General features: G+C 38.6%; 13 protein-coding genes. 12 read left to right on the top strand and 1 reads right to left on the bottom strand.

The window, feature by feature from the left end; genetic code table 11:
• Window positions 1-9: 9 nt before the first annotated feature.
• Window positions 10-393, bottom strand: coding sequence for a GtrA family protein (locus GZH82_RS08625; RefSeq protein ID WP_162682151.1), 384 nt, complete (start codon window positions 391-393; stop codon window positions 10-12).
• A gap of 227 nt (window positions 394-620) precedes the next feature.
• Here GZH82_RS08625 and ylqF point away from each other — a divergent pair, with 227 nt between their 5' ends.
• The 12 genes from ylqF to codY all read left to right on the top strand — a co-directional run bounded on the left by ylqF (window position 621) and on the right by codY (window position 13,917).
• Window positions 621-1,493, top strand: a complete 873-nt coding sequence (gene ylqF, locus GZH82_RS08620) for a ribosome biogenesis GTPase YlqF (protein WP_162682150.1) — start codon at window positions 621-623, stop codon at window positions 1,491-1,493.
• Window positions 1,486-2,271, top strand: coding sequence for a ribonuclease HII (locus tag GZH82_RS08615; protein WP_162682149.1), 786 nt, complete (start codon window positions 1,486-1,488; stop codon window positions 2,269-2,271). Before ylqF ends, GZH82_RS08615 begins: the two co-directional genes overlap by 8 nt.
• Before the next feature lie 91 nt (window positions 2,272-2,362).
• On the top strand, window positions 2,363-2,638 hold the full coding sequence (locus tag GZH82_RS08610) for a hypothetical protein (protein WP_162682148.1): 276 nt from the start codon (window positions 2,363-2,365) through the stop codon (window positions 2,636-2,638).
• Between the two features lie 802 nt (window positions 2,639-3,440).
• Window positions 3,441-4,607: an ADP-forming succinate--CoA ligase subunit beta gene (gene sucC / locus GZH82_RS08605; protein WP_162682147.1), complete on the top strand. Its 1,167-nt coding sequence runs from the start codon at window positions 3,441-3,443 to the stop codon at window positions 4,605-4,607.
• Between the two features lie 21 nt (window positions 4,608-4,628).
• On the top strand, window positions 4,629-5,534 hold the full coding sequence (gene sucD / locus GZH82_RS08600; RefSeq protein WP_086427944.1) for a succinate--CoA ligase subunit alpha: 906 nt from the start codon (window positions 4,629-4,631) through the stop codon (window positions 5,532-5,534).
• Between the two features lie 234 nt (window positions 5,535-5,768).
• The gene (gene dprA / locus GZH82_RS08595; RefSeq protein WP_162682146.1) at window positions 5,769-6,656 is read left to right on the top strand and encodes a DNA-processing protein DprA; all 888 of its coding nucleotides are present in this window, start codon (window positions 5,769-5,771) and stop codon (window positions 6,654-6,656) included.
• Between the two features lie 83 nt (window positions 6,657-6,739).
• Window positions 6,740-8,809: a type I DNA topoisomerase gene (gene topA / locus GZH82_RS08590; RefSeq protein ID WP_162682145.1), complete on the top strand. Its 2,070-nt coding sequence runs from the start codon at window positions 6,740-6,742 to the stop codon at window positions 8,807-8,809.
• A 27-nt stretch (window positions 8,810-8,836) separates the two neighbouring features.
• Window positions 8,837-10,141 (top strand): FADH(2)-oxidizing methylenetetrahydrofolate--tRNA-(uracil(54)-C(5))-methyltransferase TrmFO, encoded by a 1,305-nt coding sequence (trmFO, locus tag GZH82_RS08585; protein WP_162682144.1) that lies wholly within the window; start codon window positions 8,837-8,839, stop codon window positions 10,139-10,141.
• A gap of 149 nt (window positions 10,142-10,290) precedes the next feature.
• Window positions 10,291-11,151, top strand: coding sequence for a tyrosine recombinase XerC (xerC, locus tag GZH82_RS08580; RefSeq protein WP_457853120.1), 861 nt, complete (start codon window positions 10,291-10,293; stop codon window positions 11,149-11,151).
• A gap of 6 nt (window positions 11,152-11,157) precedes the next feature.
• The gene (gene hslV, locus GZH82_RS08575) at window positions 11,158-11,700 is read left to right on the top strand and encodes an ATP-dependent protease subunit HslV (RefSeq protein WP_019165478.1); all 543 of its coding nucleotides are present in this window, start codon (window positions 11,158-11,160) and stop codon (window positions 11,698-11,700) included.
• Window positions 11,701-11,714: 14 nt separating this feature from the next.
• Complete coding sequence (gene hslU / locus GZH82_RS08570) at window positions 11,715-13,124, top strand: ATP-dependent protease ATPase subunit HslU (RefSeq protein ID WP_162682142.1); 1,410 nt, start codon at window positions 11,715-11,717, stop codon at window positions 13,122-13,124.
• A 19-nt stretch (window positions 13,125-13,143) separates the two neighbouring features.
• Window positions 13,144-13,917, top strand: coding sequence for a GTP-sensing pleiotropic transcriptional regulator CodY (codY, locus tag GZH82_RS08565; RefSeq protein ID WP_162682141.1), 774 nt, complete (start codon window positions 13,144-13,146; stop codon window positions 13,915-13,917).
• Window positions 13,918-13,958: the final 41 nt, after the last annotated feature.

The following is a 13,958-nucleotide window of genomic DNA, read 5'->3' as shown; positions in this document are numbered from 1 at the left end:
TCACTTTAATTATCGATCTTTAAGAATAAACTTAGATAAAATATAAGTAATTGGTATCGTAACGATGAGTCCTACAAACGGTGCAAAGGCTGCGTTGAAATGCATGAGCTCCACAAAGATAAAAATGAGTAACGTTTGTGTCCCCATATTAACCACTTGTGTCAGTGGAAAGGCCAAAAATTTTTTTAGCGTCGGTCGCACTTTATAGACAAAGTAACAATTTAAATAGAAAGAAACGACGAACGAAAAAATGAAACCGATAATATGGCTGATGAGATAATGGACATCAAATAAACGCAATAATATTAAATAGACGATATAATAATTTAGAGTATTAATACCACCTACTAATACAAACCGGAAAATTTCAAAAAAACGTGCTGAGTTCACCATTCAATATACCTACCTTTGTTCAACGATATGTGATTGTAAATAGCTATTGACGATAAAGTTGATTATACTTAAAGTGGTGTATATCAAATTTTGTTATACAATACATGATGCGGATGCTTTAATTCGTCATTCAATATCATATGTTTATATCTTTAAAACTAACAATTAATATAACATATAACATTAAAAAAAACGATTTGTAAGAATAATTAAGAGGAGTTAAAACTATGGTGATTCAATGGTATCCAGGTCATATGGCCAAAGCAAAACGAGAAGTAACGGAACAACTAAAAAAAGTGGATGTGATCTTTGAATTGGTCGATGCGCGCATTCCTTTTAGTTCGAGAAACCCTATGATTGATGAGGTCATTCAACAAAAACCACGCGTGGTCATTTTCAATAAAAAAGATATGGCCAATTTAAAAGAAATGGAAAAATGGTATGCGTTCTTTAGAGAGAAAGGGGCTTATCCGGTAGCCGTTGATGCGAAACATGGTAAAGGCTTAAAAAATGTAGAAGCAGCTGCAATTGAAGCGACACGTGAAAAGTTTGAACGTGAAAAAGCAAAAGGGTTAAAACCGAGAGCAATACGTGCGATGATTGTCGGCATCCCTAATGTTGGTAAATCGACTTTGATTAACAAACTCGCAAACCGTTCGATTGCACAAACAGGGAATAAACCGGGTGTGACAAAACAACAGCAATGGATTAAAGTAGGTAAATCATTACAGTTATTAGATACACCGGGGATTTTATGGCCAAAGTTTGAAGATCAACTGATTGGTAAAAAGTTGAGTTTAACGGGTGCAATTAAAGATAGCATTGTACATTTAGATGAAGTGGCGATTTACGGATTAGAATTTCTCATTGAACATGACTATGAAGCATTGCTCGCCCATTTTAAAATCGATGTACCTCGAGATGCAGAAATGTTGGCTTGGTTTGACGCGATAGGGCGCAAGCGTGGTCTGTTACAACGTGGGAATGAAGTAGATTATGAAGCGGTCATTGAAGCACTCATCTATGACATTAGAAATGCGAAAATCGGGACTTATTGCTTTGACTTATATTCCGAATGGCAGGCCGAGACCAATGCGTAAAGGCAAAACGATTCAAACGATTAAAGCAGAATTGCAACAAGTGATTTCAATAGAGGACTTAGTACGACACCCTGACTTTCAAGATGAACGTAAAGGGGTCCAACAAGCGTTTTTGCAGCGTCAACGTCAACTTGAAAAAATAGCGTTACAACAACAAAAATATCGTGACATGTGCCAGTTTGAAACAGAAATTTTAAATGCGCATCCAGAAGCGCTGGTTTGTGGCGTGGATGAGGTCGGACGTGGGCCTCTTGCTGGACCTGTCGTCGCAAGTGCAGTCATTTTACAGCCTGGTCATGACTTTGTAGGAATTAATGACTCCAAACAATTGTCTGCCACACAACGCACTTTGTTGAATACATTGTTAAAAAATCAAGTGTGTGCTTGGGCAGTGGGAATTGCAACGCCTGAAGAAATTGACGAACACAATATTTATGCGGCGACACAAATCGCGATGTACCGTGCTATTGAAAATTTGTCAGTCACCCCGACGCACTATTTAATTGATGCGATGAAGCTCGATCAACTGACTGCACCACAACAAGCGATCATTAAAGGAGATGCGAAAAGTGTGTCTATTGCTGCGGCGAGTATTATCGCAAAAGTGTATCGGGATGACTTGATGGCTGAATATGCACAACGATATCCTGGTTATGATTTTGCACAAAATGTTGGATATGGCACGCAAAGACATTTAGATGGTTTGAAACGATACGGCGTGACACCTATTCATAGAAAATCTTTCGAGCCCATTAAATCAATAGTTTCAAAGTTTTAAATGAAATGGATGGGCGTATAAAAAGTTTTCAAAAAGTTAGAATTATGTTTTACTAGTAGTAATTTCTAATAAAGAAAGGAATATGAAACTCATGGATGAAACGTTACAAAAATTATATAAGGTGTTAGTACATTTTGAAGAAAAAGAAGTGGGAATTACTGAAGATGAAGCGAAGTTAAAGAAGATCAAGGAAGAGATTGAAGAGAATTTGAATATTTCGATTGAGGATGAACAGCAGGCGGATTTGATTCGTTTGTTGAAGGAACATCAGTTTGTGGTGGAGTCAACGGAGGATGAGCAGAAGATTGTGCAAGTGCCAATGGATGATGATACGCAGATTTCGTTCCAGGTGAATGATGAGGATTAGTGTGATGTGTGATGCGCTAGGATGAGGCGGAGTGTTTTTCGTTTTGTCCTAGTTTTTTTGTTTTTGGGACATTTTGTTATGGGAGTATTTAGGTTGTAGGGTACGTTAAGGTTTTGGCACAATTTGGTTATAGGCGCAATTTAGTTATAGGCACATGTTGAGATATTCACAGGTTTGAGTGCGTGTGAGGTCGTTAGATTGCTTGAATCGCCCTGCGCGTTCCTAGGGGCTGAAAATTCAACTCAATTTGGCTTGATTGAAGTGGACATAAGGTGGAAGCCGAATTGGATTTTGGGAGCAGTACAGAAATCTCATGTGCAACAAAGATTTCGTCGCACTGCCCCCGCAAGGCTGACTAGACTTCTCAAAAGCAATAGCATTGAGAAGTCAGACAGCTACTGCGATAAACAGCAACCACACTATTAAAGTAGAGAAGGGGAAGTTAGCAGTATACACTCATTCCCTCAGGAGTCTTGCGCGATTTTTGCAATCTAGGTTTGGAACTCAAATCAAAGTGAGGGAAATGCATGGTGTCACAAACTGCAAACGCATCCTCATTCTTTTTCAGTAGGGGAGAGATGTATTGTTGGCAGTTGTATTTCAGCTGTCGTTTAGGTTGGATTCAGTGTGCTAAAAAATAATTTTTATAATTTGATAACGGCTGAAACAATGTATTGCGTGTGTTGCAGGAGGTCTCAGCCTTTATAAAACATCATGATACTAGAGGGAATCTGTTTACAATAGCGCTTACATTTCCTATAATTGTACTTGAACTTAACCTTAAGAAACAGGAGGATGGAGTATGAATATCCATGAGTATCAAGGAAAAGAAATTTTTCGCTCAATGGGCGTAGCAGTACCAGAAGGGCGTGTGGCTTTTTCTGCTGAAGAAGCTGTTGAGAAAGCGAAAGAGTTAGACACAGATGTATATGTTGTTAAAGCGCAAATCCATGCGGGGGGACGTGGTAAAGCTGGTGGTGTTAAAATCGCTAAGTCTTTATCAGAAGTTGAAGCATATGCAAATGAGTTACTTGGAAAAGTTCTCGTTACACACCAAACAGGTCCTGAAGGTAAAGAAGTGAAGCGTCTTTACATTGAAGAAGGTGCCAATATCCAAAAAGAATATTATGTTGGATTTGTTATTGACCGTGCGACAGACCGTGTGACTTTAATGACGTCTGAAGAGGGTGGAACTGAAATTGAAGAAGTTGCAGCGAAAAACCCTGAAAAAATCTTCAAAGAAACAATTGACCCAGTGGTTGGTTTAGCACCATATCAAGCACGTCGTATTGCGTTTAACATCAATATTCCTAAAGAATCAATTAACAAAGCGGTTAAGTTTTTAATTGCTTTATATAATGTGTTTATTGAAAAAGATTGTTCAATCGTTGAAATTAACCCACTTGTTTTAACAGGTGAAGGTGATGTTTTAGCACTTGACTCTAAAATCAACTTTGATGACAACGCATTATTCCGTCACAAAGATATCGTTGAATTACGCGATTTAGAAGAAGAAGATCCAAAAGAAATTGAAGCTTCTAAATACGATTTATCATATATCGCATTAGACGGTAATATTGGTTGTATGGTTAACGGTGCAGGTTTAGCGATGGCGACAATGGATACGATTAATCACTTTAATGGTAACCCAGCTAACTTCCTTGACGTAGGTGGCGGTGCAACTAAAGAAAAAGTTACTGAAGCGTTCAAAATTATTTTAGGCGATGAAAACGTTAAAGGTATTTTCGTTAATATCTTTGGTGGTATTATGCGTTGTGATATTATCGCTGAAGGTATCGTAGCGGCAGTAAAAGAAGTGGAATTAACATTACCATTAGTTGTACGTCTTGAAGGTACAAATGTTAAAGAAGGTAAACAAATCTTAAAAGACTCAGGTTTAGCAATTGAACCAGCAAATACAATGGCTCAAGGTGCACAAAAAATTGTTAAACTTGTAAACGAAGCGTAAGGAAAGGATGGGACAACTACAATGAGTGTATTTGTAGATAAAAATTCAAAAGTAATCGTACAAGGTATTACAGGGTCAACTGCCCTTTTCCACACTAAGCAAATGTTAGAATATGGTACGCAAATTGTTGCAGGGGTAACACCAGGTAAAGGTGGACAAGTCGTTGAAGGCGTACCTGTTTTCAATACAGTTGAAGAAGCGAAAAAAGAAACTGGCGGTAACGTATCTGTTATTTACGTACCAGCGCCATTTGCGGCAGATGCGATTTTAGAATGTATCGACGCAGAATTAGACTTAGCGATTTGTATTACTGAACATATTCCTGTTATCGATATGATTAAGGTTAAACGTTATCTTGAAGGTAAAAAGACACGTTTAATTGGACCAAACTGTCCAGGTGTCATTACTTCAGATGAAACGAAAATTGGTATTATGCCAGGATACATCCACAAAAAAGGCCATGTCGGCGTTGTTTCACGCTCTGGTACTTTAACATATGAAGCGGTACATCAATTAACTGAAGAAGGTATCGGTCAATCTACAGCTGTAGGTATCGGTGGGGACCCAGTTAACGGTACAAACTTTATCGACGTGTTAGAAGCATTCAACAATGACGATGACACGAAAGCAGTTGTGATGATCGGTGAAATTGGTGGTACGGCAGAAGAAGAAGCTGCAGAATGGATTAAAGCGAACATGAAGAAACCTGTTGTTGGCTTCATCGGTGGTCAAACTGCGCCTCCAGGAAAACGTATGGGTCACGCAGGTGCGATTATTTCAGGCGGTAAAGGTACAGCTGCAGAAAAAATCAAAACATTAAATGAATGTGGTGTTAAAACAGCAGCGACGCCTTCTGAAATTGGTTCAACTTTAATTGAAGCCGCTAAAGAAGCAGGTATTTACGAATCATTACTTACTGTTAAATAATTGAATTTCAACACAATTATCAGCGGTGCGTTGGGCAACTGACACGTCGCGATTTGAAGCTATTCATGCATGGACTGTTAGCGCAAAATTGCCAACAGTTCATGTGTTGATAGCTGATTTTGATATCATTTTTTATTCCCTTTTTAAACGTGCCACTTATGTTGGGCACAACGCCTTTTATTTTTCCGCATTCACACATCGCGCTTATTCCACATCTAGAGGTGACCACTATTCATGAAACAATTTCTACTATTATTATTGTACGCTGGTTTTTCAACACAACAAATCCAACCCTACTATTCTAAACTTTGCTGTCTTACAGGGAACTTGACACAATTGATTCAATCCTTCAAATCGATGCTTTCACACATGCCGCAATCTCATATTCTACAAAAGTTCGCACGACTTGAAACGCTAAATATTCATACGATTGAAGCAGCTTTACATGAACATCAAATTGTCCCGATTGCGATAGACGAACCACTTTATCCGCCATTGTTGAAAGAAATTTATGATCCCCCGTTGATTTTATTTTGTAAAGGACGACTCGAACTCCTTCAACATTCAGCAAATAGTCTTAGCATTATAGGAGCAAGGCAACATACAGCATACACCCCACAAGCGCTCGAAGTTCTTTTTAACACGTTTCAACATTTTCCACTAACTATTATTTCAGGACTTGCACATGGTACAGACGCGCTCGCACATCATTATGCGATTCGACATGAGTTGTCCACGATTGGTGTGCTCGGCTTTGGGCATTTTCATCATTATCCTAGAGACACACAATCATTACGCCAAACGATGGAACAACACCATTTAACTATTAGCGAATATCCACCACATACGCCTATTGCTAAATTTAGATTTCCTGAACGCAATCGCATTATCAGTGGTTTGTCAAAAGGGATACTTATCACTGAGGCAAAAGAAAAAAGTGGCGCGCTCATTACGTTGGATCAGGCATTAGAACAAAATCGTAATGTTTATGTACTGCCGGGTGATATGTTCAACGTGCATACGAAAGGCAATATGCTACGTGTCAAAGAGGGGGCAGAAATTGTATTATGTGCCCAAGATATTTTGAAAGATTATGCGAATTTAAATGTTAACGCTTTGTGAAATAAATACAAAAGATTGACAAATATAAAAATAACCGTTTATCATTTATCTTTGTAAACAGAAAAAGCAAGGGGGTAACTACTTTGGCAGATAATCTTGTCATTGTTGAATCGCCTGCAAAAGCGAAAACAATAGAAAAATATTTAGGCAAAAAATACAAAGTAATCGCATCAATGGGTCATGTGAGAGATTTACCACGTAGTCAAATGGGCGTGGACGTTGAACATGACTATGAACCTAAATATATTACTATTCGAGGTAAGGGGCCAGTTGTTAAGGATTTGAAGAGACATGCGAAAAAAGCGAAAAAAGTGTTTCTCGCAAGTGACCCCGATCGTGAAGGTGAAGCAATTGCATGGCACTTGGCAAACATTTTAGAACTAGAAGATAGTAAAGAAAATCGCGTGGTTTTTAACGAGATCACGAAAGACGCTGTAAAAGAAAGCTTCAAACATCCACGCGGGATTGAAATGGATTTAGTCGACGCGCAACAAGCTCGACGTGTATTAGACCGTTTAGTGGGTTATAATATTTCACCCGTATTATGGAAAAAAGTAAAAAAAGGTTTATCAGCCGGACGTGTACAATCTGTCGCATTACGTCTTGTGATTGACCGTGAAAATGAAATTCGTAACTTTAAACCTGAAGAATATTGGTCGATTGAAGGCGAGTTTCGTTATGGAAAATCAAAGTTTAATGCCAAGTTTCTTCATTATAAAGATAAACCGTTCAAGTTAGCGACGAAAGATGATGTGACAGTCATTACGAAAGCATTAGACGGTAATCAATTCACAGTATCTAATGTGACGAAAAAAGAAAAAACACGTAAACCTGCCAACCCATTTACGACCTCCACTTTACAACAAGAAGCGGCTCGGAAATTAAATTTCAAGGCACGTAAAACGATGATGGTGGCACAACAACTTTATGAAGGTATTGACTTGAAGCGTAAAGGTACGATTGGGCTTATCACATATATGAGAACGGATTCGACACGTATTTCGAAAGATGCGCAAAATGAAGCGAAACAATATATCGAATCAGAATACGGTAGTGAATATTTATCTAAAGTGACGAAAAAGGGTAAACAAGGTGACCAAGATGCCCATGAAGCGATTCGTCCAACAAGCACATTAAGAACACCTGCTGAGATGAAAGACTATTTAACGCGTGATCAATATCGTTTATACAAATTGATTTGGGAACGCTTTGTTGCGAGTCAAATGGCACCCGCAATATTAGATACGGTTGCTGTCGATTTAACACAAAATGATGTGAAGTTTAGAGCAAACGGTCAAACGATTAAGTTTAAAGGTTTTATGACGCTTTATGTTGAAACGGATGATGACAAAGGTAAAGAAAAAGAAAATCGTTTGCCGAAGCTTGTAGTAGGTAATGAAGTGTTGGCGACTAAAATTGACCCGGCACAACACTTTACACAACCGCCACCACGCTATTCAGAAGCACGTCTCGTTAAAACATTAGAGGAACTTAAGATCGGCCGTCCTTCAACATATGCACCGACGATTGATACGATTCAGAAACGTAATTACGTGAAGAATGAAAGTAAGCGTTTCGTCCCAACTGAATTGGGTGAAATCGTCCATGAACAAGTAAAAGAGTACTTCCCTGAGATTATCGATGTTGACTTCACTGTTAACATGGAAACGTTACTCGATAAAATTGCAGATGGCGACGTGGCGTGGAAAAAAGTAGTAGGTGACTTTTTCAACAGCTTTAAACAAGACGTTGAACGCGCGGAAGAAGAAATGGAAAAGGTTGAAATTAAAGACGAACCTGCTGGCGAGGATTGTGAAGTGTGTGGCAATCCAATGGTCATTAAAATGGGACGCTATGGTAAGTTTATGGCATGTTCTAATTTCCCTGATTGTCGTAACACGAAAGCGATTACGAAGCCGATTGGTGTGACATGTCCGAAATGTAAAAAAGGCGATGTCGTTGAACGTAAATCTAAGAAAAACCGTATTTTCTATGGCTGTTCGAATTATCCAGAGTGTGATTTTGTCGCTTGGGATAAACCGATTGGTCGTGATTGTCCGAAATGTCAACATTACTTGGCAGAAAATAAGAAAGGACGTGCGACACAAGTCGTTTGTTCAAATTGTGACTACAAAGAAGAAGTTCAAAAATAATATGAGTATTAAAGTGAGGTAAAAACCATGACATCTGTTAATATTGTCGGCGCTGGTTTAGCAGGGTCTGAAGCAGCATTTCAACTGGCGGAACGTGGTATTCACGTGAATCTTTATGAAATGCGACCAGTGAAACAAACACCGGCGCATCATACGAATCAATTTGCTGAACTCGTATGTTCCAATTCATTAAGAGGAAACGCGCTTACGAATGCTGTCGGTGTACTAAAAGAAGAAATGCGCCGTTTAGATTCATTGATTATTGCAGCAGCGGATCATGCTCGTGTACCTGCGGGCGGTGCGTTAGCGGTAGATAGACACGACTTTGCAGGATATATCACTGAAAAGTTAAGAAATCATCCAAATGTGACAGTGAGCAATGAAGAGGTGACGTCAATCCCTGAAGGCCCAACCATTATTGCGACTGGCCCATTAACGACAGAACCGCTTGCGAAAGAAATCGTTGCATTAACAGGAGAAGACCAACTGTATTTCTATGATGCAGCAGCACCAATTATTGAAAAAGACTCTATCGATATGGATAAAGTGTATTTGAAATCACGTTACGATAAAGGTGAAGCCGCTTATTTAAACTGTCCAATGACGAAAGAGGAGTTTGACCGTTTTTATGAAGCCGCACTCGCAGCTGAAGTCGCACCGATGAATGATTTCGAAAAAGAAAAGTATTTTGAAGGGTGTATGCCGTTTGAAGTCATGGCAGGCAGAGGTGAAAAGACGTTATTGTTCGGACCGATGAAGCCAGTCGGATTAGAAGATCCAAAAACTGGGAAACGTCCTTATGCGGTCGTTCAATTACGACAAGATGACGCTGCAGGCACGCTTTACAACATTGTAGGTTTCCAAACTCGCTTGAAATGGGGCGCACAAAAAGAAGTGATTCGTCTCATTCCGGGCCTTGAAAACGTCGATATTGTTAGATATGGCGTGATGCACCGTAATACGTTTATCAACTCTCCAGAAGTGTTGAGCGAGATTTATGAATTTAAAAACCGCAAAAACTTATTCTTTGCAGGTCAAATGACTGGCGTGGAAGGTTATGTGGAAAGTGCTGCAAGTGGTATGATTGCGGGAATTAACTTAGCACATCGTATGCTAGGAAAAGCAGATGTCTTATTCCCTCGTGAAACAATGCTCGGTAGTATGGCTTATTACATTTCACATGCATCGAACAATAAAAACTTCCAACCGATGAATGCCAACTTTGGTCTCGTACCGCCGCTTGAACAACGTGTTAAAGATAAAAAAGAGCGTTACGAAACTTTAGCAAATCGTGCATTAGCACATTTGGATCATTTTAAACAAACGTTGTAATGAAACTGTAATTAATGGCAAAATAAGAAAAATTTTGATAAATATAAAAATTCAATGTATAATCAATGCAGTTCCCCTCATCATTATGCTACAATGCTAATGATGGAGGGGTTTTTGAATTGAAACAAATCCAAGAACAATTTTTAGATATGTTAAAAAGGGAACGTTTTTTCTCAGACCACACGTTGAAAGCTTATCATGATGATCTCGTCCAATTTAATCGATTTCTTGCGCAAGAACAATTAGAGCTCACGGCATTTAAATATATGGATGCAAGAAATTATTTACAGACACTTTATGATATGGGACTTCAACGGACTACAGTATCGCGAAAAATATCTACATTACGGAGTTTTTATGCATATTGGATGACGCAAGACCACGAGATAGTGAATCCATTTGTTCAGTTGGTCCACCCTAAAAAGGAACGTTATTTACCGACGTTTTTTTATACAGAAGAGATGGAAGCATTGTTTCAAACTGTAATGCAAGACGCGCACAAAGGATTGAGAGACAGAGTGATTTTAGAGTTGTTTTATGCAACAGGGATCCGTGTCTCTGAATTAGTGTCTTTAAAAATAGAAGACATTGACCTTGAAATGTGTTGGATAAAAGTGTTGGGTAAGGGTGGCAAAGAACGTATCGTACCTTTTGGAGAATTTTGTAGGCAAAGTATCGAACAGTATTTGGCGGAGTTTGCACCGATTCAAAATGTACAACACCCATATTTAATTACGAATTTAAAAGGTCAGCCGATTACAGAACGGGGTGTACGCTATGTGTTAAATGATATTGTCAAACGTACGGCGGGTGTCACATCGATTCATCCACATAAATTGCGACATACATTTGCGACACATTTGCTGAATGAAGGGGCAGACCTTAGAACTGTTCAAAGTCTACTTGGACATGTTAATTTATCAACAACAGGACGTTACACCCATGTGACGAATCAACAATTAAGAAATGTTTATTTACAGGCACATCCACGTGCAAAAAAAGGAGAGTAATCATACATGAGTTCATCAATACATGCAACAACGATATATGCAGTGAGACATAATGGTGGTGCAGCAATGGCGGGTGATGGTCAAGTCACTTTAGGTGAAAAAGTGATTATGAAACAAACCGCTAAAAAAGTAAGAAAGCTATATAATGGCAAGGTCATTGCAGGTTTTGCCGGTAGTGTGGCGGATGCTTTTACACTTTTTGAAAAATTCGAAGCCAAATTACAACAATACAGCGGTAACCTTGAAAGAGCAGCTGTAGAACTTGCGAAAGAATGGCGAGGCGACAAACAATTACGTCAACTGGAAGCGATGCTCATTGTGATGGATAAAGATCATATCCTCGTCGTGAGTGGCACAGGTGAAGTCATTGCACCAGATGATGATTTGATTGCAATCGGTTCAGGTGGCAATTTTGCGTTAAGTGCGGGTCGCGCGTTTAAAAGACATGCGTCACACTTAAGCGCACGTGAAATGGCATATGAAAGCTTGAAAGTAGCTTCAGAAATATGTGTATTTACGAACGACCATATCACAGTGGAAGAACTTTAATGGAGGTATCGAGCATGGATCGTAATGCGATTAAATTTACACCCAAAGATATTGTAGGTAGATTAAATGAATATATTGTAGGTCAAGAAGAAGCTAAGAAAAAAGTTGCCATTGCGTTGAGAAATAGATATCGTCGTAGTTTGCTCGACGATGAAGTGAAACAAGAAATTGCACCTAAAAATATTTTGATGATGGGGCCGACAGGTGTAGGGAAAACTGAAATTGCACGCCGTATGGCTAAAATTGTCGGTGCACCATTTTTAAAAGTAGAAGCTACGAAGTTCACTGAAGTCGGTTACGTCGGTCGCGATGTCGAAAGTATGGTACGAGACCTTGTTGACGTTGCTGTTCGTTTAGTTAAAAATCAAAAAAAAGCGAATGTCGTTGAAGCAGCGACACAAAAAGCGAATGATAAATTAGTGAAATTGCTTGTACCGAGTATGAAGAAAAAAGCAAGTCAAAATACCAACAACCCATTAGAATCTTTGTTTGGTGGCGCAATCCCGAACTTTGGACAACACAACGAAGAAGAGGAAGAAGAACCACCAACTGAAGATATTAAAACAAAACGTTCTGAAATTCGTGTACAGTTACTGAACGGGCAGCTTGAAGAAGAGAAAGTTAAAGTTAAAGTAGAACAAGATCCGGGCGCTTTAGGTATGCTCGGCACGAACCAAAATGAGCAAATGCAAGAAATGATGAATCAATTGATGCCAAAGAAAAAGGTTGAAAAAGAAGTGCCGGTGAAAACAGCACGTAAAATTTTAGTCGACCAATTTGCTGATGAAATGATTGATCATGAAACAGCGAATCAGGAAGCACTTGATTTAGCAGAGCAAATGGGTATCATTTTTATTGATGAAATTGATAAAGTTGCAACATCGAATCAAAATAGTGGCCAAGATGTTTCGAGACAAGGGGTACAGCGTGACATCCTACCTATCCTTGAGGGTAGCGTAGTAAAAACGAAATATGGTACTGTTAGTACGGAGCATATGCTTTTTATTGGCGCTGGAGCTTTTCATGTATCGAAACCAAGTGATTTAGTTCCAGAGTTACAAGGACGTTTTCCAATTCGCGTAGAATTACAAGATTTATCGGTAGATGATTTTGTACGTATTCTTAAAGAACCCAAATTGTCCTTAATTAAGCAATATGAAATGTTATTGAAAACAGAAGAGGTTGTCGTTAACTTCACAGATGAAGCTATTTATCGACTTGCGGAAATGGCACATCATGTCAACCAAGAAACGGACAATATCGGTGCGCGTCGTCTGCATACGATCTTAGAAAAAATGCTAGAAGACTTATCTTTCGAAGCACCCAATATGCCGCATGCACAAGTGGACATCACACCACAATATGTTGATGATAAATTAAAAACGATTTCGACAAACAAAGATTTAAGCGAATTTATATTATAAGAAAAAAAGGAGTAATGACATGAGCTTATTATCGAAAACAAGAGAATTGAGTAGTTTGTTACAAAAACATAAGGGCATCTCAGTAGATTTCAAAGATGTTGCACAAACAATTAGTAAAGTGACTGTAACTAATGTGTTCATTGTTTCTCGTCGCGGTAAAATATTAGGTTCTAGTTTAAATGAATTACTTAAGAACGAACGTATTATGAAAATGTTGGAAGACCAACATATCCCTGAAGAATATACTGAAAAGTTAATGCATGTTTACGAAACTTTATCTAACATTTCAATTGATGATGAATTATCTGTGTTCCCACCAGAAAATGAATCAGTATTTAAAGATTCAAAAACAACTGTATTCCCAATCATTGGTGGTGGCGAACGTTTAGGTACACTCGTTTTAGGACGTGTGTCTGACGAGTTTGAAGATAACGACCTCGTACTTGGTGAATATGCTGCAACAGTAATTGGTATGGAAATCTTGCGTGAAAAACATTCAGAAATTGAATCTGAAGCACGTGATAAAGCAGCTATTTCTATGGCGATTAATTCATTATCTTATTCAGAAAAAGAAGCAATTGATCACATTTTTGAAGAACTTGGTGGCAAAGAAGGCTTACTTATTGCTTCTAAAGTAGCTGACCGCGTTGGTATTACACGTTCAGTGATCGTCAACGCATTAAGAAAATTAGAAAGTGCGGGCGTAATTGAGTCTCGTTCACTAGGTATGAAAGGGACATTCATTAAAGTAAAAAAAGAAGCATTTTTAAACGAGTTATCTCGCACAGAATAAATAGCTTGACTTGTTGCAATTTGTCACATGTTGTGATATAT

It is taken from the genome of Staphylococcus sp. MI 10-1553, from assembly GCF_010365305.1.
Taxonomy (GTDB): Bacteria; Bacillota; Bacilli; order Staphylococcales; family Staphylococcaceae; genus Staphylococcus.
This window is presented reverse-complemented; position numbering and strand designations above follow the sequence as displayed.